This is a genomic window from Streptomyces sp. NPDC045998, assembly GCF_056430285.1.
Genome location: NZ_JBWKLJ010000009.1, coordinates 66,658 through 86,912 on the forward strand (window position 1 = coordinate 66,658; position 20,255 = coordinate 86,912).

Below are 20,255 nucleotides of genomic sequence, written 5' to 3' on the forward strand. Positions count from 1 at the left end.
CCGGGCTCGCCGGACGCCCGCCGCTAGCGTCGGAGGCAGGACCGACGAGCGGAGGCCGCAGTGCGTGAGCAGCAGGAGCAGGAGGAGGCGGCGCCGGACGACGCCGTCATGACCAGGATCGGGCAGGCGACGATGCTGCTCCACGGCGGGGACCGCGAGGAGGCCCGCAACCGCCTCGCCGCGCTGTGGGAGCAGATCGGCGCGGACGGCGACCCCCTCCAGCGCTGCACGCTCGCGCACTGCCTGGCCGACGCCCAGGACGACCCCGACGACGAGCTGGCCTGGGACCTGCGGGCGCTCAGCGCGGCCGAGGGCGAGGTCGCGATCGAGGGCGGGACCGAGATCCGGGGCGGGGCCGAGATCCGGGGCGGCGCGGACGGCGAGCCGGCCGCCAGCCCCACCGCTGCGGCGCTGCGGGCGCTGTACCCCTCGCTCCACCTCAACCTCGCCGCCGACTACCTGAAGCTGCACCGCCCGGACGCCGCCCGGGCCCATCTCGACCGCGCCCGCGCGGCTTCGGAGGCCCTGGACGCCGGCGGGTACGGCAGCGGCGTCCGCGCGGCCATCGAGCGGCTGGACCGGCGGCTGCACGGACACTGAGCGCGTGGACAGTGAGCGCGCGGCCGCTGAGGCACGCGGACATGAGGCCGCGCCCGCACGCGTACCCGCGCCCGCGCCCCCGCGCCGGGGGTGCTCCCCGGCGCACGGCGGTCAGTGACCGTAGGCCTCCCGGCAGGCGCGGGCTTCCTGGCTGGTGCGCTGCCAGCCGCCGTAGTCCTCGCCGAGGGCGCAGGCGTCCGGCACGTGGACGGGCAGGGAGGGCCGGACCGGGGTCCGGAGCTTGGGGAGTCGCGCGCGCAGCTCGTCCGCGTCCGGGACGCCCGGTGCGCGCGGCGTCCGCCGCGGCGGGCGGTCGTCGCGGTGCGCGCCGCCGGACCCCGCGCCCCCGCCCGAGCCCGCGCCGGTGCCGCCGGCCTTGCGCCGGTCCTGCGCGGCGGACGGGGGCCGGGTCGGAGCGGCCGGCGGTGAGGGCAGCGCGGCCTCCAGCGCTTCGCGCGCCGGGCCCTCGACGATCTGCGGCGCCGCGCCCCGCGGCGCCGGGTGGCTCGCCTCCGGCGCGGCCGGCGCGGAACCGGGGTGCGGCTCGACCGCCACGCAGCCGGAGACGGCGGCCATCGCCACGGCGGCCAGGATCTTCGCGGTGGTTCTCGTTCGTTGCACGCCGTAACTCTGGTGGTTCCGGGGCCCGTTCGGGACGGCTACGCGCGGTTGTTGATCCGCACGGGTGACGGCCCGCCGCGCGGGCGACGCGCTCAGTCGCCGGTCGCGCCGTCGACGCGCTCGCGCAGCAGGTCGGCGTGGCCGTTGTGGCGCGCGTACTCCTCGATCATGTGCGTATAGATCCAGCGCAGGTTGTAGGGCTCCCCGCTGCGGCGGTCCGGGCGCACGGCCACATCGTCGAGACCGTGCGCGGCGGCGATGTCGCGGGCCCGCGCGATCTCCGCCTGCCAGGTCGCGTACGCCTCCTCCCAGGTGTCGTCCTCGGAGGCGTGGAAGTCCCGGTCGCGGTCTTCCTCGGTGTAGTAGATCGGTCCGGCGTCCTCGCCGATCAGGGTCCGGCGGAACCAGGCGCGTTCGACCTCGGCCATGTGCCGTACGAGCCCGAGGAGGGACAGGTCGGACGGCGGGACGGACCGCTCCCGCACCTGCTTGTCGTCCAGGCCCTGGCACTTCTTCGCCAGGGTCGCCCGGTGGTACTCCAGCCAGCCCTCCAGCATCTCGCGCTCGCCGGCGAGTCCTGAGGGCCCGAGGCGCGGGTCCCGTGCGGGTTGTTCGGTTGTCGTCATGTCCGGCATCCTCGCCGACCTCGGGCCGCGGAGCGAGCGGTTATCGGTCGATCATGCCGTGCAGCAACTCCGCGAAGCCGTTCCGCAGTTCCTCCCGGCCGGGCACGGCGGAGTGGTACGCGCCCACGGCGCAGGAGAACATCAGCCCCTCGCACCACGCCACCAGCGACAGGGCGTGACGCTCGGGTTCGGTGGACCCGACCGCCCGCATCAGCGCGGTCAGCGGCTCCCGGAACCGTCGGCCGGTCTCGTCGTAGAAGGCCCGCAGCTCGGGCCGCCGGGTCGCCTCCAGGGCGAGCTCGTACCGGGCGACGAGGAGGTCGCCGTGGTCGGTGAGGTAGCGGTGCAGCGCCAGGGCGAGCACGTCGAGCAAGGCGCCGAGCGCGTCGGCACCCTCCTGCCCGAGCGCGTCGGCGCCGCCCTGGTCCCGCGCGGTGAGCGCGTCGGCGCCGCCCACCGCGCCGAGCTCCTCCGGGCCGATCACCTGCGCCTCGCGGTCCGCCAGCCGCCGAACCGCCGCCTCCAGCAGGGCCTGCCGCGTACGAGCGTGGTTGGACGTCGAGCCTTGCGGCAGGCCCGCGCGCTCGTCCACCGCGCGGTGGGTCAGGCCGCGCATGCCCCGTTCGGCGAGGAGGGCGAGGGCGGCGTCGGCGATCAGTTCGGCACGTGCGGTCATACGGACAACCTACCGCCTCCACTACACCTGTAGTACGGTTCGCCGTGTGGCACTACAGGTGTAGTGCCGCTCGCCCGGACCACCGGAGGAGCCATGGACACCCACCCGCCCAGCACGCCCCACGCCGTCGTCATCGGCAGCGGCATCGGCGGGCTCACCGCCGCCGTCGCCCTGCACCGGCGCGGCTGGCGCATCACCGTCCTGGAACGCGCCGCCTCGCTGAGGCCCGTCGGCGCCGCCATCAGCCTGGCCCCGAACTCCCTGCGTGCCCTCGACACCCTCGGCCTCGGCGACGACGTCCGGGCCCTGGCCGCCTGGCAGGGCGACGGCGGCCTGCGCACCGCGCGCGGCCGCTGGCTCGCCCGTACGAACGCCCGGGCCGCCGCGGAGCGCTTCGGCGGGCCGCTCGTGGTGCTGCCCCGGGCCACGCTCGTCGACCTGCTTGCCTCCCGCCTGCCCGACGGCACGGTGCGCTGTGCCGCTCCCGCGGCGCTCGCCGAGCCGGGCGGCACCGCGGACGGCCGCCGCGCCGTCGTCACCACCCCGCACGGCGACGTCGAGGCCGACCTCGTCGTCGGCGCGGACGGCATCAACTCGGCGGTCCGCGCCGCCCTGTTCGCGGCCCACCCCGCCCCCGCGTACACGGGCCTCACCAGTTGGCGCCTGCTCGTGCCGGCGCCCGCCCGTCCCTTCCACCCCCACGAGAGCTGGGGCCGCGGCGCCCTGTGGGGCACCCAGCCGCTCAAGGACGGCCGGATCTACGCGTACGCGGCCGCCGTCGCCCCCGCCGGCGCGAAGGCCCCCGACGGCGAGAGGGCCGAACTGCTGCGCCGCTTCGGCGACTGGCACGACCCGATCCCCGCGATCCTCGCCGCCGCCGAGAACGACGGGATCCTGCGCCACGACATCTGGCACCTCACCGCCCCGCTGCCCGCCTTCCACCGCGGCCGTACCGCCCTGCTCGGCGACGCCGCCCACCCGATGGCCCCGACCCTCGGCCAGGGCGGCAACCAGGCGATCGAGGACGCGATCGTGCTCGCCCACCACCTCCCGCCCCGGCGCGCCACGGACGCCGGACTCGCGGCGTACTCCGCCGACCGCCTGCCCCGCACCACGGCCGTCGTGCGCGCCGCCGCCCGCGTCGCGCGCCTGCACACGCGCGCGGCCGCGCCCGCGGTCCTCCTGCGCGACGCCCTCGTGACGCTCGCCGGGGCGGTCCCGGGCCTCGCGCTGCGCTCCTTCGACTCCCTAGCGGACTGGCGCCCCCCGTGCCATGCGGAACCGGCCCCGGCATACGATCACCGGGACGACCGTCAGGACAGTCAGGACAGTCCGGACCGCCACGCACATCGACAGGGAGACCCCCGTGAAGATCGGCTGCATCGGCCTCGGTGACATCGCACGGAAGGCCTACCTGCCCGTCCTCGCCACCCGCCCCGGGCTCGAACTGCACCTCCAGACCCGCACCCCGGCCACCCTCGCCGACGTCGCGGAGGCGTACCACGTCCCCGCCGGCCGCCGCCACACCGATCTGGACTCCCTCCTCGCCGCCGGACTCGACGCCGCGTTCGTGCACGCGCCGACCGACGTCCACGCCGAGATCGTCACGCGGCTGCTGGAGGCCGGCGTTCCCACGTACGTGGACAAGCCGCTCGCGTACGAGATCGAGGACTCGCGCCGCCTGGTGGAGCTCGCCGAGCGGCGCGGCGTGAGCCTCGCCGTCGGCTTCAACCGGCGCTACGCGCCCGGCTACGCCCAGTGCGCCGACCACCCGCGCGACCTGATCCTCCTGCAGAAGAACCGCGTCGGGCTCCCGGAGGACCCGCGCACCCTCGTCCTCGACGACTTCATCCACGTCGTCGACACCCTCCGCTTCCTGCTGCCCGGGCCGGCCGACCACATCGACGTACGCGCCCGGATCCGCGACGGGCTCATGCACCACGTCGTGCTCCAGCTGTCCGGCGAGGGCTTCACCGCCATCGGCATGATGAACCGGATGAGCGGCTCCACCGAGGAGGTCCTCGAGGTCTCCGGTCAGGACACCAAACGGCAGGTCCTCAACCTCGCCGACGTCGTCGACCACAAGGGCCAGCCCACCGTCCGGCGCCGCGGCGACTGGGTCCCCGTCGCCCGCCAGCGCGGCATCGAGCAGGTCGTCGGCGCCTTCCTCGACGCCGTGGCGGCCGGCAAGACCCTCAGCGCCCAGGACGCCCTGCGGACGCACGAACTGTGCGAGCGGGTGGTACGGGACGCCCTGGCCCAGGCCGCCGCCTGAACGAGCCCGCGGCCTCGGCGGCGCACAGCCCGGCCAGCACCGCGAGGGCGGCGTACACCGGCCAGTCGCCGAGGCGCGCGTACGGCGTCGTCGCGTCCGTCAGCGGGATGTCGTACACCGCCGACGTACTGCGCTCGGTCCCCAGCGGGGCGCCGATCCGGTCACCGTCGGCGCCGTACACCGCGCTCACGCCGGTGAGCGTCGCGTGCACCATCGGCCGCCCCGTCTCCGCCGCCCGCAGCGCCGCCAGCGAGGCGTGCTGCCCGGGGGCCCAGCTGTCCTGGAACGTCGACGTCGCCGACTGGGCCACCAGCAACTGGGCGCCGCCGCGGGCCAGATGGCGGCTCATGTCGGGGAACGCCGACTCGAAGCACACCAGCGGGCCGAGCCGCAGCCCGTCGTCCCCGACGGCCATCACCACCGGGCGCTCGCCGCGCCTGCGGTCCTCGGCCGCCGCCTTGCCGACCGACGTCGCCCAGCCCAGCGCCGAGCGGAACGGGACGTACTCGCCGAAGGGAACGAGCCGCATCTTGTCGTAGCGGTCACCGGTAGGGCCCTCGGGGCCGATCAGCACACTGCTCTTGTAGATGCCGGGCACGTCCGAGCGGCGCGCGTCCACATTGACCAGCACCTCCGCCCCGACCTCCCGCGACAGCGCCGCGAGCCGCCGCGCCAGGTCAGGCCGCGCCGCCAGGTCCGCGCCGACGCTGCTCTCGCCCCACACCACCAGGTCCACGTCGCGTCCGGCCAGCTCCCGCGTGAGCTCCTCGCCGCGCGCCACCCGCCGCTCGGCGCCGCCGACGCCGTTGATCACGCCCGGCTGCACCACCGCGACCCGCACCTCGCCGGTCGGCTGTGGCGACCGCACCCACAGCCACGCCGAGCCCATGGTCAGCGCGCACACGGTGACCCCGGCCACCGCCACCGCACGGGCGGAGGGGACCGCCACCAGCACGGTCACCGCCGTATTGACGGCCACCACCAGCAGGCTCACCAGCCATACCCCGCCGAGGGACACCACCCGCAGCGCGGCGTCCACCTGCCACTGGCTCGCGCCCAGCAGCCCCCACGGACCCCCGAGCCCCTCCCACGACCGCACCAGCTCCACCATCAGCCACCCGGACGGTACGACGGCGAGAGCGGCGGCCGCCCGCCCGCGCGACGGCGTACGGGCCAGCATCAGCCGCACCAGCCAGCCCCACGGCGCCCACAGCAGTCCCAGCAGCCCGGCCAGCACCACGATGAACACATGGAGGCTCGGCATCAGCCAGTGGTGCACGGCGATCATGAACCCCAGCCCGCCGAGCCAACCGTCCAGCGCCGCGCGCCTCCCGGTCGGCGCCGTACGGATCAGCAGCATCCACGGCACCAGCGCCACGTACGCGAACCACCAGAGGGCCGGGGCGGGGAACGCCAGCGCGGGCAGCGCCCCGGCCGCGACCGCGGCGGCCGCGCGCCACCGGGGCGAGGTGAGCACCCGCCCGAGAGCGTCCTGCCGACCGGTCGGAACCGCCCGGCCGGTCGGGGTCGTTCGGCCGACGGGAACCGCCCGGCCGGCCGGAGCCCGTCGGCCGGCCGGGATCCGCAGCCCGCGCATCCGCATACCGCGCCTCCCTCGGAGTGACGCCTCCAGTGTGCGTGAACGTGCCCGCGAGACGGTCAGCCCGCCGACAGCGGGCCCCCGGCGCGTCGCCACGTCTCGTGCACCACCACCGAACGCAGCCGCCAGCCCGCCTCCGTACGCGCCAGGGAGAAGCTGTACCGCCCGCCCACGAGGGCGTCGTCACCCGAGTCCAGCGGCAGGGGAGCGAGGTAGTCGGCCAGCGCGTCGGCGCTGTCGCCCGGATAGCCGCCCAGGTCCTCGATCCGCACCCGGCGGTTGACCAGGAGGTGCCGGCGCACCGGGCGCAGCCGCGGTGTCCCCGCCAGCCAGTCGGCGACCTCGGCCGCCGCGCCCTCGATCCCGCCGGCGCCCCGGTAGTCCGCCCGCCCGTCCGGGGTGAACAGCTCCCGGTAGCCGGGCCAGTCGGCGTCGTCCAGGGCCACCGCGTACCCGGTGATCACCTCGTCGATGGCCAGGCGGTCCATCACGGTCGCGAGATCCGCGCGCTGTGTCATTCGGTCAGTGTCGAGCAGCCGGGCCCCCGCGCCAAGAGCGCCGCACGGCTCACGCCGCCTCCCAGTGGTGCGCGCGCCCGCCGCGCCACTCCACCAGGTGGGGGTCGTCCAGCGAGATGTCCGCCTCGTCGAGCCCCGCGCGCCGCAGGAACTCGATCAGGTCCGCGTCGTTGTGCGCGAGCCCGACGATCTGTCCGCGGATGGTGACGCGCCGCCCGCCGCCGGGGGAGGGGCGGTGCACGACGATGGGTGCCTGCCAGGCCATGGGACCAGGGTGCGCCGGGCGGCACATGATCGCACCCGTCCGGCAAACCCGTCGGGCAGACCCGTGCGGCAGAGGGGTTCCTTCACACGGGGTGTGAAGGAAATGCATGCATATATGCGGCGCATGCCCTGGCGCCCGTACCGCCCCGCGCGGGACGCTGCTCCTGCGTGTTCGGGCCGGAGGACCCGGGCCACGGGCCGCCGGCCACCCCCCCTGCCGGCGGCCCGTCGCACGCCCGGCGTACGTCCATCGGGTCGCGCGTTCCCCCCGGTCGTCACCCGGCGGACTCGCCGGCGTGCGGGCTCAGCACCCCCAGCGCCACCAGGGCGAACAGCACGAGGCCGAGAAGGACGCGGTAGATCACGAACGGCATGAAGCTCTTCGTGGTGATGAACTTCATGAACCACGCGATCACCGCATATCCGACACCGAAGGCGATGACGGTCGCGAAGACCGTCGGCCCCCAGGAGACATGGCCGCCCTCGGTCGCGTCCTTCAGTTCGAAGAGCCCCGAGGCCAGTACCGCCGGAATGGCCAGCAGGAACGAGTAGCGGGCCGCCGCCTCGCGCGTGTAGCTCATCAGCAGGCCACCGCTGATCGTCGCGCCCGACCGGGAGACGCCGGGGATCAGGGCCATCGCCTGGCAGACGCCGAAGATCAGGCCGTCCTTCACACTCAGGTCCTGCAGCGTCTTGCGCTCCCGTACCGCGCGGTGCCGGCCGCCCTCCTCGACCCGGGCCGCCAGGCGGTCGGCGATGCCCAGCACGACACCCATCACGATGAGCGTCGTCGCGATCAGCCGGAGATCGCGGAACGGTCCCTCGATGTGGTCCTTGAGGGTGACGCCCAGCACGCCGATCGGAATCGACCCGACGATGACCAGCCAGCCCATCCGCGCGTCGTGGTCCGCGCGCATCGCCTTGTCCGTCAGCGAGCGGAACCACGCCGAGACGATCCGCGCGATGTCCTTGCGGAAGTAGATGAGGACGGCCGTCTCCGTACCGATCTGAGTGATCGCGGTGAACGCCGCGCCCGGGTCGGACCAGCCCGCGAAGGCGGCGGTCAGCCGCAGGTGCGCGCTGGAGGAGATGGGGAGGAACTCCGTCAGCCCCTGAACGAGTCCGAGGATGAGTGATTCGAACCAAGTCATGGGGCTAGGGCCGTCCCGAATGTGCTCGTGCGGTCATGGCGGGCCGCAGCGGTCGACGGGCGACCGGCGGCAGATCGGTGCGCAGCGTACAGCGCGAAGGTGAATGGAGGGCGTCACGCAGGCGACTCACCGGCCACGCAGCCGGTGGCGCTTGCACCACGCGACCACCGCCGCGCCGAGCCCCGTCAGCACGATGAACCCCGTCGAGAGGAGGAAGGCGGGTGAGGTCGGTGACGCGGCCTGACTGCCCGCGATCACGTACGCGGCGGTGTTCGGCACCGACCCGATGCCCGTCGCCAGCAGGAACGGCGCGTACCCCATCCGGGAGACCGCCGCGCAGTAGTTCGCCGCGGCGAACGGCACCCCGGGGAAGAGCCGGATCGCCAGCATCGATCGGAACCCGTGCCGGCTGAGCTGCCCGTCCGCCGCCGTCAGCCAGCGCCCCCGCAGCAGCGGACGCAGCGCGTCCTGCCCCAGCACCCGGCCCAGCGTGAACGCGATCCCCGCGCCCAGCACCGTTCCGGCGACCGCCGCGCCGAGCCCGGCCTGGGAGCCGAACAGCGCCCCGGCGGCCAGGTTCAGGATCGGCCGCGGCACGAAGGCGGCGGTGCACAGCCCGTACGCCAGCGCGAACAGCACCACCGCGCCCGCGCCTCCGATCTGCGGCGGCCAGCCGGCCGAGAGCAGCCGCTGCGGCTCGTACAGGACCACGGTCGCCGCCGCCGACACGAGCAGCAGCAGGAGCAGGGACAGGCGCGACCACGGGGAGACGAGCGCCCGCGAGCAGCGGACGGCGAGGGCGGGGGCCTGGGGCCGCGTGACGGGGTCGAGCATCCGGGGAGACTAACCGACGGAGCCCGGTGATCGCCGTAACGCGCGTCGCCGCCGAAAACCGTTCGACGCGCACCCACCCGCCGCGCGATCATCGACGGCATGTCCCGGTACGCCTTCCCCGCAGCGCCGTCCGCAGTCGCGGACGCGCCGAAGGCTGCCGCTTGCCACTTCCCGGCCGCCCTCGACGGCGCCCGAAGCTGACCCTTCCCGGACAGTCCGGCGGACCCCACAGGGGGAGGGTCGGCGAGGCCCGGGGGTCCCCTCTTCACCGCTTCGCGTTCCGGGAAGGAACCACGTCGCCATGTCCAAGACGGCATACGTCCGCACCAAACCGCATCTCAACATCGGCACCATGGGCCACGTCGACCACGGCAAGACCACCTTGACCGCCGCCATCACCAAGGTCCTCAGCGAACGCGGAACCGGCACGTACGTGCCGTTCGACCGGATCGACCGGGCGCCCGAGGAGGCGCAGCGGGGCATCACCATCAACATCGCGCACGTCGAGTACGAGACCGACACCCGGCACTACGCGCACGTCGACATGCCCGGCCACGCCGACTACATCAAGAACATGGTCACCGGGGCCGCGCAGCTCGACGGGGCGATCCTCGTCGTCTCCGCGCTCGACGGGATCATGCCGCAGACCGCCGAACACGTCCTGCTGGCCCGTCAGGTGGGCGTCGACCACATCGTCGTCGCCCTCAACAAGGCCGACGCGGGTGACGACGAGCTCACCGACCTCGTGGAGCTGGAGGTGCGGGAACTGCTCTCCGCCCACGGCTACGGCGGCGACTCCGTACCCGTCGTACGGGTCTCCGGGCTCAAGGCACTGGAGGGCGACCCGCGGTGGACCGGCGCCATCGAGGCGCTGCTGGACGCCGTGGACACGTACGTGCCCATACCCGTGCGGTACGTGGACGCGCCGTTCCTGCTGCCCGTGGAGAACGTCCTCACCATCACCGGCCGCGGCACGGTCGTCACCGGCGCCGTCGAGCGCGGCACCGTGCGGGTCGGCGACCGGGTGCAGGTCCTGGGAGCGGACACGGAGACGGTCGTCACCGGCCTGGAGACCTTCGGCAAGCCGATGGAGTCCGCCCAGGCCGGCGACAACGTCGCCCTGCTGCTGCGCGGCGTGCCGCGCGACACCGTCCGCCGCGGCCATGTCGTGGCGGCGCCCGGCAGCGTCGTGCCGCGCCGCCGCTTCACCGCCCAGGTGTACGTCCTGTCGGCGCGCGAGGGCGGCCGTACGACGCCGGTCTCGACGGGGTACCGGCCGCAGTTCTACATCCGCACCGCGGACGTCGTCGGTGACGTCGACCTCGGCGAGGCGGCCGTCGCGCGCCCCGGCGACACGGTCACCATGACCGTCGAGCTGGGCCGGGACGTACCCCTGGAGCCGGGACTCGGCTTCGCGATCCGCGAGGGCGGCCGCACTGTCGGCGCCGGGACGGTGACGGAGGTCACCGCCCCCGCCTGAGCACCGGGCACCCGCCCCGCGGGCGCGGCCCGGGGCCTGCCCGGTGGGCGGGCCCCGGGCCTGGGGCCGGGGCCTTAGGCCGTTTCTCCGTGCCCGCACCACATGCTCGGCGTACGGGCCAGGGTCGGCGGGGCAGGGCTGTGTCAGTGGTGGCTCTTATGGTGGTGGTCGCTCGAACTCAGCACACGGGGGGACCATGTCCGAGACCAGCATCGTCATGCCGGGGCACGCGCCGCATCCGTCGATCGTCCACGCGCCGACCCGCCGCGCTCTGGCGCCGGGGGAGCGGCTGGACGGCCAGGGCCTGGTCAGCTTCCGGCCGCTCACCGAGCCGTCGCTGCTGTCGGTACGCGAGCATCTGCTCGTGCGGGGCGGCGATCCGGCGCGACTCGATCCGGAGCTCGCGGAACTGCTGCTGATCGGCCATCTGATCCTGGACGGGGAGGAGGCCGAGGAGGTCGTCCTCGACGGTGGCACCGGGCGGGTGTTCAGCATGTGGCTCTACGAAGAGTGGCCGGACGGAGCCAAGCTGTTCCCGCTGGCACCATCGGTCGGAGCGCTGCTCCGCTTCCTCGGTGCGGTGGACGACTTCCGGAGCCTGCGCGGCAGGTTCGCCGCCCTGGCCGGGCGGACGGGGCCCGAAGCGGTGCGGGCGGCCGAGCAGGCGCTGACCGCGGTGTTCACCGAGGAGGCGTGGGGCGAGGACGGCTGGGGCCCGGCCGGTCCGCGGTCCGGCTGGGACCAGCCGATACCGGTGTTCTGGCGGATCGCGGCGGCGATCCGTCCGCTCGGCCTGATCGCCGGGCCCGGGCGGGAGCTTGCCCTGGCACTGCCGGAAGGCCTGCTGGAAGGGGTGTTCGGCGCCGAGAACATGCTGCGGCTGACGGAGGACCAGCTGCCGTCGGCCCTCGTCCACGCGCCGACGCGCCGTTTCCTGACGGACGTGGGCCTGCCCTCCGACGGATTCATGTTCTATGGCCCGGATCCGGGGCCGCTGCCCACTCTCCCGCAGGACTGGGCCGAGTCGCAGAGCAACCCCCAGCACGCGCACCTGTGGCAGGGTGCCAAGCAGTTGCCGCCCGACGCGGAGCACCTGGTCGTGCTCGGCGGGCTGGTCCACGACTTCACCGTCCTCGTCGACGGCCGGACCGGTGCCCTCTTCTACACGGGGACCGGCGCCGACTACGTCGTCCCGGTCAACACCGACCTCTCCACGCTCGCCTTCACCCTCTGGCTGCACCAGCGGGAGCAAGCCCTCAACGAGGAGCACGACTTCACCCAGGACTTCTACCACCAGCTCGCCGACACCATGATCGACGTGCTGTCCTCGGTCGACCCGATAGCCTGCCGCCCCGCCGAGGGCCCCGACGACTACCGGTACTGGCCGGAGGTCTTCCACGACGAGGCGGGCGGCGTGCTGTGACGGCCCGAATCCGTCCGGAGCCCTCCTGAGGCCTTGCGACGACGCCGAGCCGGCCCAGCCTGATCGACAAGACACCCCCTAGGCTGGCCGGGTGAACGAGCAGCTTCCCGTACTCCGCGAGGTCGACCACGGCACCGCCAAGCTCATGCCCGACGTGGACCGCGAGCGGGCCTGGCTGCTGACGGTCGACGGGGCGCCGCAGTCGTACGTCGACCTCGACGACCCGGCGTACCTGGAGTTCGAGTACGCGCGGCGGCTCGCCCACGCCGTGGACTGTGCCGCCGGGGAGCCGGGCGAGCCGCTGGACGTGCTGCACCTCGGCGGCGGCGCGCTCACGCTGCCGCGCTGGATCGCGGCGACCCGGCCGGGCTCGCGGCAGGACGTCGTGGAGGCGGACCGGGGGCTCATCGCGCTCGTCGAGCGGCACCTGCCGCTGCCGCCCGGCGCGGGGATCACCGTGCACGCCGCGGACGCCCGCGCCTGGCTGGAGGCGGCGCCCGCGCGGTCGGCGGACGTGCTCATCGCGGACGTCTTCGGTGGCTCACGCGTCCCCGCGCACCTGACGTCCGTCGCGTACGCGCGAGCCGCCGAGCGCGCGCTGCGGCCGGGCGGGACCTACATCGCCAACCTCGCGGACGGCGCGCCCTTCGCCTTCCTGCGCTCGCAGCTCGCCACCTTCGCCACCGTCTTCGAGGAGCTCGCGCTGATCGCCGAACCCGCCGTGCTGCGCGGCCGGCGGTTCGGCAACGCGGTGCTGGTCGCCTCGCACCGGGAGATCGACACGGCCGGACTGACCCGCCGGGCCGCCGCCGACGCCTTCCCCGCGCGCGTGGAGCACGGCCCGTCGTTGGCCCGCTTCACGGGCGACGCGCGCCCGGTAGGCGACGAGGACGCGGTCGCGTCACCCGAGCCGCCCGACGGGGCCTTCGGTATCGGCTGACCGGCCGCCGGCTGATCGGCCCGGGCCTTCGGCCGACGTGCCGTCGGCCCGCGCGGGAGCGGCCGGCCCCGCCGTGACCTCCTTCGTGCGCCGCGTCAGGTTGCGTACGTCCGGCACCAGCAGCACCAGCGCCGTCACCAGGACGACCAGCCCGGCACACCCCCACAGCGCCGTCTGCCGCCCGAACAGGCTCTCCGCCGGCCCGGCCAGCGCCGTCGACACCGGCAGCATGGCCGTCGAGCCGAACCAGTCGTACGCCGAGACGCGCGACAGCTTCTCCTCCGGGATCTCCTGGTGCAGCGCGGTCATCCACGCCACACCGAACACCTCCAGCGTGACGCCGCTGAAGAACATCACCGCCGCCAGGCCGCCCACCGGAAGCGGCACGGCCAGCGCCGCCGACGGCAGCGCCAGCGGGAAGACGCACAGGGTCCCGACGAGCAGCATCCGCCGGGGCTTCCAGCGCATCATCAGCACCGCCCCGCCCAGGGTGCCCACGCCGAACGCGGCCAGCGCCAGACCCCAGGGCCGCGCCCCGCCCAGCTCCTCCTTGGCGACCAGCGGCCCGTACACGGACTCCGCCGCGCCCACCACCGCCACGACCACCGCGAACTGGGCGATGATCGACCAGAGCCAGGGCCGGCTCGCGACCTCGGTCCACCCCTCCCGCAGGTCCTTCAGCAGCCCGCCGCCGGGCGCCCGCTCCTTGATGTGCCCGACGTCGAGGAAGGCACGCAGAGCGCCCGCCACCGCGAACGCCGCCGCGTCGACCGCGAGCACCCAGCCCGGACCGATCGCCGCGACCATGGCCCCGCCGAGCGCGGCACCGCCGATGCTCGCGCCGTTCATGGCCATGCGGAAGAGCGCGAAGGCCCGGCTGACCTGCTCGCCGCCGACACTCGACAGCAGCATGCCTTCGGCGGCCGGGCTGAAGAACGCGTGCCCGGTCCCGCCGAGCGCGGACAGCACCATCATCTGCCACAGCCGCGCGTCGCCGGTGAGGACGAGGAGGGCGAAGAGCCCCTGGGAGACGCAGTTGAGGGCGTTGGCCGCCACCATCACCCGGTGGCGGGGCAGCCGGTCGGCCACCGCGCCGCCGATGAGCAGGAAGAGCACCAGCGGCAGCGTGCGGGCCGCCGTCACCAGGCCCACGTCGCCGCCGTCCCCGCCGGACTCGAGCACCGCGAACGCCGCCGCGATCAGGGCGCCGTGGGTGCCCAGGTTGGTGACGAACGCGGCGGCGGTCAGCAGGGTGTAGTTGCGGCCGGCCCAGGCGGGGCGGCGCAGCCGGCGCGGGGGGTGGGGCGGGGCGGCGGGAGTTCTCACTCCGGGACTATCGCCAACACCCCGCCCCGATGCAAAACGGTTTCTCCGTCATCGCGGCCGCCGCGGGCTACGACGTGGAGTCGGCCAGCCGGACCGTGCTCATGATCTTCTGGATCGTCGCGTCCGGCAGCTCGTCACCGACGCCCTCGGCGCCGTACAGGACCCAGCTGACGAAGTCGCCCTTGTCGTTCTTGAAGGAGAAGGCGATGGACTTGCCGTCCGTCGTGCACTTGCCGGTCTTCTTCACGCCCAGCGCGGTGGCCGTCGCCATGTGCCCGGTGAGCCCGGACGCGCTGGTGTAGGGCACCGCCTTGGTCGCCTTGACCGTGCCCTTGGGCTCGGTCTGGGCGTACGCCGCCCACACCCAGCTGCCGGCCGCGTTGTACGCCGCGTCCGCGGTGTCCTTGGCGCCCTGCGCCCCCTTGGTGCCGGTGCCGCTCAGGGTCCAGGTCTCCTGGCGGCCGTCCTTGTCGGTGTCGTCCGTGCACCACTGGCTCTTGAAGTACGCGGGCGAGGTCATCACCACCGCCGGGCTGCCGTCGCCCTTCTTCACGTCGTCGAAGGCGGAGATGGCGCCGACCTTCGAGACCTCCCACTCCGGCGGAACGTCGAAGAGCGTGCCGTACTTGGGGTTGGAGACGACCTTCCAGCCGGGGATGGTGGGCTTGGCCGCGGAGGAGCCGTCGCGCGGATTCTCGATCGCGGACGGGCTGGAGGCGGCGGGCGCGCTCTGCGAGGGCTTGGGGTCCCCGCCGCCCGTCACCTTCTTGTCGTCGTCCCGCAGCACCAGGAAGCCCGTGACACCGGCGGCCACGACGACGGCGGTCGCGGCGACGATCGCGATGACCGTCGTCTTCTTCTTGTCGTCGCCGCGCGGCGGCACGGGCGCACCGGGCGGCTGCCCCGGCACGGCGTACTGCGGCGCGGTCGGCTGCTGGTAAGGGTTGGGCTGCGCGTACGCGTTCGGCTGCATCGGCTGTGCCGGCTGCTGGTACGGGTTGGCCTGCGGCGGCTGCCCCTGCGGGGGTTGCGCCTGAGGCGGCTGCGGATAACCCGGCTGCTGGTACGGGTTCTGCTGCGGATACCCCGGCTGCTGGTACGGGTTCTGGTCCTGCGGGTTCTGCTCGCCCCCGGGCGGCTGCTGTCCTGGCCACATGGCGAGTAACCATAGAGGGGCCGGGGCGCCGACTGCCACGCGCGCCCCCCGGCCATGGGTTCCCGTACTTGCTACCGCCTGGTAACTTCGGTCCATGTCCGAGACCCAGCCGAACATCGGCGAGATGCTGCTGGCCACCGTTCCCATGGCCAAGACCCTGAACCTCGAGGTCGTCGAGGCGACCACCGAGCGCGCTGTGCTGCGGCTTCCCGACCAGAGCGACTTCCACAACCACGTCGGCGGCCCGCACGCGGGGGCGATGTTCACGCTCGGCGAGTCCGCGAGCGGCGCCATCGTCATCGGCGCCTTCGGTGACCAGCTGGGCCGGGCCGTGCCGCTCGCCGTCAAGGCCGAGATCGCCTACAAGAAGCTGGCGATGGGCCCCGTCACCGCCACCGCCACGCTGGGCCGCACCAAGGCCGAGGTCGTCGCCGAGCTGGACGCCGGTCAGCGCCCCGAGTTCCCGGTCAACATAGAGATCGCGCGCGAGGACGGCGCCGTCACCGGCGAGATGACCATCACCTGGACCCTCCGCCCGAACGCGTAAAGCACCTCCACGCGTGCGCACGCGCGCGCGTGCGGCCGCCCCCGCACCCCTCTTCGGGTGCGGGGGCGGCCCTGTCTGACCCGGTGTCAGGCGAGTCGTCCCGCATAGTGCGCTTATGTCACAAGAGTCGGAAACCGTCACCCGGAGAACCACCCTCCGCCTGCTCACCGGAGCCGTCACCGCCGCGGCCGTCACCACCGGAACGCCCCTCCCCGGACCGGCCCCCGAGGCCCGGGCCACCCCCCGGCACAGCCGCGTCGACGAGCTGCTCGCCCGGCTGAGCCTCGACGAGAAACTCGGCCTCCTGCACGGCGCGAAGGACCCGGAGAACGTCGGACAGGCCGGTTACGTCCCCGGCGTCCCGCGCCTCGGCATCCCCCCGCTGCGGCTGGCCGACGGCCCCGCCGGCGTGCGCCTCAGAACGGCCCGCGCCACCGCCCTGCCCGCGCCCGTCATGCTCGCGAGCGCCTTCGACCCCGCCCTCGCCCGGGAGTACGGCCGGGTCATCGGCCACGAAGGGCGGGCGCTGGGCCAGGACGTCCTGCTGTCGCCCATGGTCAACCTGATCCGCACCCCGTACGCCGGACGGAACTTCGAGACCTTCTCCGAGGACCCGCTCCTCTCCGCCGACCTCGTCGCCGAGGAGATCCGCGGCATCCAGGGCGAGGGCCTGATCGCCACGGTCAAGCACTTCGCCCTCAACAACCAGGAGACCGACCGCACCACCGTCGACGTACGGATCGGCGAACAGGCCCTGTACGAGACCGAACTGCGCGGCTTCGAGGCCGCCGTCGCCGCCGGGGCCGGAGCGGTGATGGGCGCCTACAACAAGGTCGACGGCCTCCACGCGTGCGAGAACCCGGCCCTGCTCACCGGCATCCTGCGCGAACGCTGGGGCTTCGACGGCTGGGTGATGAGCGACTGGGACGCCACCCACAGCGCCGCCCCCGCCCTCCGCGCGGGCCTCGACATGGAGATGCCCGCGGGCCGCTGGTTCGGCGAACCCCTGCGCCGCGCGGTGCGCGACGGCACCGTGCCCGAGGCCACCGTCGACCGTGCCGTACGGCGGATCCTCACCATCATGGAGCGGTTCGGACTCCTCGACGGCACGGCCCCCGCCCGCCCCGCCCGGGACGCCGAGGCCGGCGCCCGGGTCGCGTACCGCGTCGCCGTGGCGGGCGCGACCCTGCTGCGCAACGCCCCGCGCGACGGGAGCGCCACCCTCCCGCTCGCCGGCCCCGCCACCCGCTCCCTCGCCGTCATCGGGCCCACCGGCGCGCTGCCCTTCGCCAGTGGCGGCGGCAGCGCCCATGTGGTGCCCGACCGGGCCGTGAGCCCGCTCGAAGCCCTGACCACCCGCGCGGGACGGGGCGCACGCGTGACGTACGCCCTCGGCGAGGACCTCTACGGCAAGCCGCTGCCCGCCACGTCCCCGGGCGCCCGCTTCGAGCGCCAGAGCGTCCGGGCCGGCGAGACGTGGACGTACGAAGGGACGCTCACGGTCGACGAGCCCGACGAGTGGACGCTCCTCGTCCACTACAGCGGCGAGCGGCCCCGGGTCGTGCTGGACGGCCGCGAACTCTTCCCCCGCCGGGACGCCATGGCCGAGCTCTTCGACGGCTTCGGCCTGGCGGCCACCGCTCCGGACGGCCTCAAGGTGCGGCGCACCACCCGCACCCTCGCCCCCGGGCGCCACTCCCTCCACGTCACCGCCAAGGGCGGTGCGAAGGGGCAGGTCCTCCGGCTCCGCCGGATCACGGGCGCCACGCGCGCGGCGGACGTGGCCGAAGCCGTGCGCACCGCCCGTGCCGCGCACAGCGTGGTGCTGTTCGCGTACGAGGACGCCATCGAGGGGCGCGACCGTACGACGCTGGCGCTCCCCGGCCACCAGGAGGCCCTGATCGGCGCGGTCACCGCCGCCAACCCCCGTACCACCGTCGTCCTCAACACCTCGTCCGCCGTCACCATGCCGTGGCTGGAGAGGACGGGGGCGGTGCTGCAGATGTACTACCCCGGCCAGGAGGGGGCCGAAGCGACCGCCGCCGTCCTGTTCGGCGACACCGACCCCGGCGGCCGGCTCACCCAGACCTTCCCCGCCTCCGACTCCCGCCACCCGACCGCCGGCGACCCGCGCCGCTACCCCGGCGCCGACGGCGTCGCCGAGTACACGGAGGGGGTCAGGACCGGATACCGCTGGTACGACGCGGAGGGCGTGGAGCCGCTGTTCCCCTTCGGGCACGGCCTGTCGTACACCACCTTCGCGTACGCGGGGCTCGTGGTGACGCCCGCGCGCGGGGGCGGCCTGACGGCGAGCTTCACCGTCCGCAACACCGGCTCGCGCACCGGCGTCGCCGTCCCCCAGCTGTACGTCGGGCCCTCGCCCGACCTGGCCCTGGACCAGGCCCCGCTGGTGCTGGCGGGCTACCGGCGCCTGGAGTTGCGGCCGGGCCAGGTCCGCCGCGTCACCGTCCCCATCGCCCCCCGCACCCTGTCCTGCTGGGACCCGGCGCGGCACGCCTGGGTCCTCGGAACCGGAACCCGCACCGTACGGCTCGGGGCGTCGGCCCGGGACCTCCGGCTCACCGTGCGGGCGCGGGTGCTCGCCCTGTGAGGCGGTAGGCTGCCCGGGCGTGCGCCGCCGCGCCGCGCCGCGCCGCACGCCCGGGGCAGCCCGATCGAGGCCGCCGCAGCCCATCAGCAGATCCACGATCCGCGGACGCACGATCCGCGGGTCCACGATCCACGGATCCACACGGAGGAGCCGGCGTTGCACGTCCAGGAGTGGCTCGAGACCGTCCCACCGCTCAGCATCTACCTCCTGGTGGGGGTGGTGATCGGGCTCGAAAGCCTCGGTATCCCGCTGCCGGGTGAGATCGTCCTCGTCAGCTCGGCGCTGCTGGCCTCGCAGCACGGCGACATCAACCCGTACGTCCTGGGCGCGTGCGCCACCGCCGGAGCGATCATCGGCGACTCGATCGGGTACGCGATCGGCCGCAAGGGCGGCCGTCCGCTGCTCGCCTGGCTCGGCGGCAAGTTCCCCAAGCACTTCAGCGAAGCCAACATCGCCCTGGCGGAACGGTCCTTCGAGAAGTGGGGCATGTGGGCCGTCTTCTTCGGCCGCTTCGTGGCACTGCTGCGGATCTTCGCGGGGCCGCTGGCCGGTGTGCTGCGCATGCCGTACTGGAAGTTCGCCATCGCCAACGTCTTCGGCGGCATCCTCTGGGCGGGCGGCACCACGGCCGTCATCTACTCGGTCGGCGTCGTCGCCGAGGCCTGGCTCAAGCGGTTCTCGTGGGTGGGGCTCGTCCTCGCCGTCGTCATCGGCCTGACGTCGATGCTGATCCTCAAGAGCCGCGCCAAGAAGGCGGCGGCCCAGGCGGAGGCCCGCGCCGCCGCCGAGGGCCCGGCGGCTCCGGCGACTCCGGTGACCCCGGAACCGGTCGCCGTCGACTGACACCAGGTGGACCGGCGGGCCGGCGCGACCGGGCGGGTCCGATGGGGCCGGCGCGATCGGTCGGGCCTGGCGGGCCGGTCGGGCCCGGCGCGCCGTCCCGTCCGCGGGGGGCTCAGTCCTCCGGGACCTCACGGTGGGCCCGCGCCAGCTCCAGGTACATCGCGGCGTTGAGCTTGATGCCCTCCCGCTCCTCGGCCGTCAGCTCCCGCTTGACCTTCGCCGGGACCCCCGCGACCAGCGAGCCGGGCGGGACCCGCATCCCCTGGGGGACCAGCGCCTGGGCCGCGATCAGCGAGCCGGCGCCGATGTGGGCCCCGTTCAGGACGGTGGCGCCCATGCCGACGAGGACGTCGTCCTCCACCGTGCAGCCGTGCAGGACGGCGTTGTGGCCGACCGAGACCCGCTCGCCGACGGTGACCGGGAAACCGGGATCCACATGTACGGTGCAATTGTCCTGGATGTTGCTGTCGGCGCCCAGCGTGATCGGCCCGAGGTCCGCGCGCAGCACGGCGTGGTACCAGACGCTCGACCCGCGGGCCATCGTCACCTCGCCGACCACGACGGACGTCGGTGCGGCGAAGGCCTCCGGGTCGACCTTCGGTTCCTTGCCGCCGACGCCCGTGATCAACGCCCGCTCTGCCATCGCCTGCTCCCTCGGATGCTCATGTGCTGTGGGTCGCGCCAGGGGGAACCGTAAGCGACGGCCCCGGCCGGGACGACGGTGGGGCGAACATCACAGGCCCGCGCGCCGGTCGGCCGTGACC

At 74.3% G+C, this 20,255-nt stretch carries 20 protein-coding genes; 9 read left to right on the forward strand and 11 right to left on the reverse strand.

Annotation, left to right across the window (positions count from 1 at the left end):
- Positions 1-108 precede the first annotated feature (108 nt).
- Positions 109-600 (forward strand): hypothetical protein, encoded by a 492-nt coding sequence (locus AC07FJ_RS25360; protein WP_479051840.1) that lies wholly within the window; start codon positions 109-111, stop codon positions 598-600.
- A gap of 111 nt (positions 601-711) precedes the next feature.
- Here the strand turns inward: AC07FJ_RS25360 and AC07FJ_RS25365 are convergent, their stop codons facing one another.
- The 3 genes from AC07FJ_RS25365 to AC07FJ_RS25375 all read right to left on the reverse strand — a co-directional run bounded on the left by AC07FJ_RS25365 (position 712) and on the right by AC07FJ_RS25375 (position 2,523).
- Positions 712-1,221 (reverse strand): hypothetical protein, encoded by a 510-nt coding sequence (locus tag AC07FJ_RS25365; protein WP_479051586.1) that lies wholly within the window; start codon positions 1,219-1,221, stop codon positions 712-714.
- Between the two features lie 92 nt (positions 1,222-1,313).
- Entirely contained in the window at positions 1,314-1,856 is a 543-nt protein-coding gene (locus tag AC07FJ_RS25370; protein ID WP_479051588.1) for a DinB family protein, read from the reverse strand.
- Between the two features lie 31 nt (positions 1,857-1,887).
- Entirely contained in the window at positions 1,888-2,523 is a 636-nt protein-coding gene (locus AC07FJ_RS25375; RefSeq protein WP_479051589.1) for a TetR/AcrR family transcriptional regulator, read from the reverse strand.
- A 93-nt stretch (positions 2,524-2,616) separates the two neighbouring features.
- On the opposite strand from AC07FJ_RS25375, the gene AC07FJ_RS25380 reads away from it, so the two are divergent.
- Positions 2,617-3,918 (forward strand): FAD-dependent monooxygenase, encoded by a 1,302-nt coding sequence (locus AC07FJ_RS25380; protein ID WP_479051590.1) that lies wholly within the window; start codon positions 2,617-2,619, stop codon positions 3,916-3,918.
- Positions 3,890-4,798, forward strand: a complete 909-nt coding sequence (locus tag AC07FJ_RS25385; protein WP_479051592.1) for a Gfo/Idh/MocA family protein — start codon at positions 3,890-3,892, stop codon at positions 4,796-4,798. Before AC07FJ_RS25380 ends, AC07FJ_RS25385 begins: the two co-directional genes overlap by 29 nt.
- Here the strand turns inward: AC07FJ_RS25385 and lnt are convergent.
- The 5 genes from lnt to AC07FJ_RS25410 form a co-directional block, all read right to left on the reverse strand.
- A complete protein-coding gene (lnt, locus tag AC07FJ_RS25390) occupies positions 4,719-6,401 on the reverse strand; it encodes an apolipoprotein N-acyltransferase (RefSeq protein ID WP_479051594.1) in 1,683 nt (560 codons plus the stop codon). The two genes, AC07FJ_RS25385 and lnt, sit on opposite strands and share 80 nt — an antisense overlap.
- A gap of 56 nt (positions 6,402-6,457) precedes the next feature.
- On the reverse strand, positions 6,458-6,916 hold the full coding sequence (locus AC07FJ_RS25395; protein WP_479051595.1) for a nuclear transport factor 2 family protein: 459 nt from the start codon (positions 6,914-6,916) through the stop codon (positions 6,458-6,460).
- 49 nt (positions 6,917-6,965) lie between these two features.
- Positions 6,966-7,181 carry a hypothetical protein gene (locus AC07FJ_RS25400; protein ID WP_073755598.1) on the reverse strand — a complete coding sequence of 72 codons (216 nt, stop codon included), beginning with the start codon at positions 7,179-7,181 and terminating at the stop codon, positions 6,966-6,968.
- Between the two features lie 274 nt (positions 7,182-7,455).
- Positions 7,456-8,331, reverse strand: coding sequence for an undecaprenyl-diphosphate phosphatase (locus tag AC07FJ_RS25405; RefSeq protein WP_479051596.1), 876 nt, complete (start codon positions 8,329-8,331; stop codon positions 7,456-7,458).
- A gap of 126 nt (positions 8,332-8,457) precedes the next feature.
- Positions 8,458-9,165 carry a TVP38/TMEM64 family protein gene (locus AC07FJ_RS25410; RefSeq protein ID WP_361420613.1) on the reverse strand — a complete coding sequence of 236 codons (708 nt, stop codon included), beginning with the start codon at positions 9,163-9,165 and terminating at the stop codon, positions 8,458-8,460.
- Between the two features lie 301 nt (positions 9,166-9,466).
- Here AC07FJ_RS25410 and tuf point away from each other — a divergent pair, with 301 nt between their 5' ends.
- The 3 genes from tuf to AC07FJ_RS25425 all read left to right on the forward strand — a co-directional run bounded on the left by tuf (position 9,467) and on the right by AC07FJ_RS25425 (position 13,008).
- Complete coding sequence (gene tuf / locus AC07FJ_RS25415) at positions 9,467-10,645, forward strand: elongation factor Tu (RefSeq protein WP_479051597.1); 1,179 nt, start codon at positions 9,467-9,469, stop codon at positions 10,643-10,645.
- 196 nt (positions 10,646-10,841) lie between these two features.
- A complete protein-coding gene (locus tag AC07FJ_RS25420) occupies positions 10,842-12,068 on the forward strand; it encodes an SUKH-4 family immunity protein (protein ID WP_479051598.1) in 1,227 nt (408 codons plus the stop codon).
- Positions 12,069-12,159: 91 nt separating this feature from the next.
- The gene (locus tag AC07FJ_RS25425; RefSeq protein ID WP_479051599.1) at positions 12,160-13,008 is read left to right on the forward strand and encodes a spermidine synthase; all 849 of its coding nucleotides are present in this window, start codon (positions 12,160-12,162) and stop codon (positions 13,006-13,008) included.
- On the opposite strand, the gene AC07FJ_RS25430 is transcribed toward AC07FJ_RS25425, so the two are convergent.
- Positions 12,970-14,334: an MFS transporter gene (locus AC07FJ_RS25430; protein ID WP_479051600.1), complete on the reverse strand. Its 1,365-nt coding sequence runs from the start codon at positions 14,332-14,334 to the stop codon at positions 12,970-12,972. The genes AC07FJ_RS25425 and AC07FJ_RS25430 overlap by 39 nt on opposite strands.
- Before the next feature lie 67 nt (positions 14,335-14,401).
- On the reverse strand, positions 14,402-15,490 hold the full coding sequence (locus AC07FJ_RS25435; protein ID WP_479051601.1) for a DUF8017 domain-containing protein: 1,089 nt from the start codon (positions 15,488-15,490) through the stop codon (positions 14,402-14,404).
- Positions 15,491-15,584: 94 nt separating this feature from the next.
- Here AC07FJ_RS25435 and AC07FJ_RS25440 point away from each other — a divergent pair, with 94 nt between their 5' ends.
- The 3 genes from AC07FJ_RS25440 (at position 15,585) to AC07FJ_RS25450 (ending at position 19,491) form a co-directional block, all read left to right on the forward strand.
- A complete protein-coding gene (locus tag AC07FJ_RS25440) occupies positions 15,585-16,037 on the forward strand; it encodes a DUF4442 domain-containing protein (protein ID WP_479051602.1) in 453 nt (150 codons plus the stop codon).
- A 115-nt stretch (positions 16,038-16,152) separates the two neighbouring features.
- Positions 16,153-18,648 (forward strand): beta-glucosidase, encoded by a 2,496-nt coding sequence (locus tag AC07FJ_RS25445; RefSeq protein ID WP_479051603.1) that lies wholly within the window; start codon positions 16,153-16,155, stop codon positions 18,646-18,648.
- 156 nt (positions 18,649-18,804) lie between these two features.
- Positions 18,805-19,491, forward strand: a complete 687-nt coding sequence (locus AC07FJ_RS25450) for a DedA family protein (protein ID WP_479051604.1) — start codon at positions 18,805-18,807, stop codon at positions 19,489-19,491.
- 112 nt (positions 19,492-19,603) lie between these two features.
- Here AC07FJ_RS25450 and AC07FJ_RS25455 read toward each other — a convergent pair whose 3' ends face one another.
- A complete protein-coding gene (locus tag AC07FJ_RS25455) occupies positions 19,604-20,134 on the reverse strand; it encodes a gamma carbonic anhydrase family protein (RefSeq protein WP_479051605.1) in 531 nt (176 codons plus the stop codon).
- Between the last annotated feature and the right edge of the window lie 121 nt (positions 20,135-20,255).

Bases quoted from the DNA above. Each gene is read 5' to 3' on its own strand.
- AC07FJ_RS25360 (WP_479051840.1), top strand. From the start codon at position 109: ATGACCAGGATCGGGCAGGCGACGATGCTGCTCCACGGCGGGGACCGC.
- AC07FJ_RS25370 (WP_479051588.1), bottom strand. From the start codon at position 1,856: ATGCCGGACATGACGACAACCGAACAACCCGCACGGGACCCGCGCCTC.
- AC07FJ_RS25375 (WP_479051589.1), bottom strand. From the start codon at position 2,523: ATGACCGCACGTGCCGAACTGATCGCCGACGCCGCCCTCGCCCTCCTC.
- AC07FJ_RS25380 (WP_479051590.1), top strand. From the start codon at position 2,617: ATGGACACCCACCCGCCCAGCACGCCCCACGCCGTCGTCATCGGCAGC.
- lnt (WP_479051594.1), bottom strand. From the start codon at position 6,401: ATGCGGATGCGCGGGCTGCGGATCCCGGCCGGCCGACGGGCTCCGGCC.
- AC07FJ_RS25395 (WP_479051595.1), bottom strand. From the start codon at position 6,916: ATGACACAGCGCGCGGATCTCGCGACCGTGATGGACCGCCTGGCCATC.
- AC07FJ_RS25400 (WP_073755598.1), bottom strand. From the start codon at position 7,181: ATGGCCTGGCAGGCACCCATCGTCGTGCACCGCCCCTCCCCCGGCGGC.
- AC07FJ_RS25405 (WP_479051596.1), bottom strand. From the start codon at position 8,331: ATGACTTGGTTCGAATCACTCATCCTCGGACTCGTTCAGGGGCTGACG.
- AC07FJ_RS25410 (WP_361420613.1), bottom strand. From the start codon at position 9,165: ATGCTCGACCCCGTCACGCGGCCCCAGGCCCCCGCCCTCGCCGTCCGC.
- tuf (WP_479051597.1), top strand. From the start codon at position 9,467: ATGTCCAAGACGGCATACGTCCGCACCAAACCGCATCTCAACATCGGC.
- AC07FJ_RS25420 (WP_479051598.1), top strand. From the start codon at position 10,842: ATGTCCGAGACCAGCATCGTCATGCCGGGGCACGCGCCGCATCCGTCG.
- AC07FJ_RS25435 (WP_479051601.1), bottom strand. From the start codon at position 15,490: ATGTGGCCAGGACAGCAGCCGCCCGGGGGCGAGCAGAACCCGCAGGAC.
- AC07FJ_RS25440 (WP_479051602.1), top strand. From the start codon at position 15,585: ATGTCCGAGACCCAGCCGAACATCGGCGAGATGCTGCTGGCCACCGTT.
- AC07FJ_RS25445 (WP_479051603.1), top strand. From the start codon at position 16,153: ATGTCACAAGAGTCGGAAACCGTCACCCGGAGAACCACCCTCCGCCTG.
- AC07FJ_RS25455 (WP_479051605.1), bottom strand. From the start codon at position 20,134: ATGGCAGAGCGGGCGTTGATCACGGGCGTCGGCGGCAAGGAACCGAAG.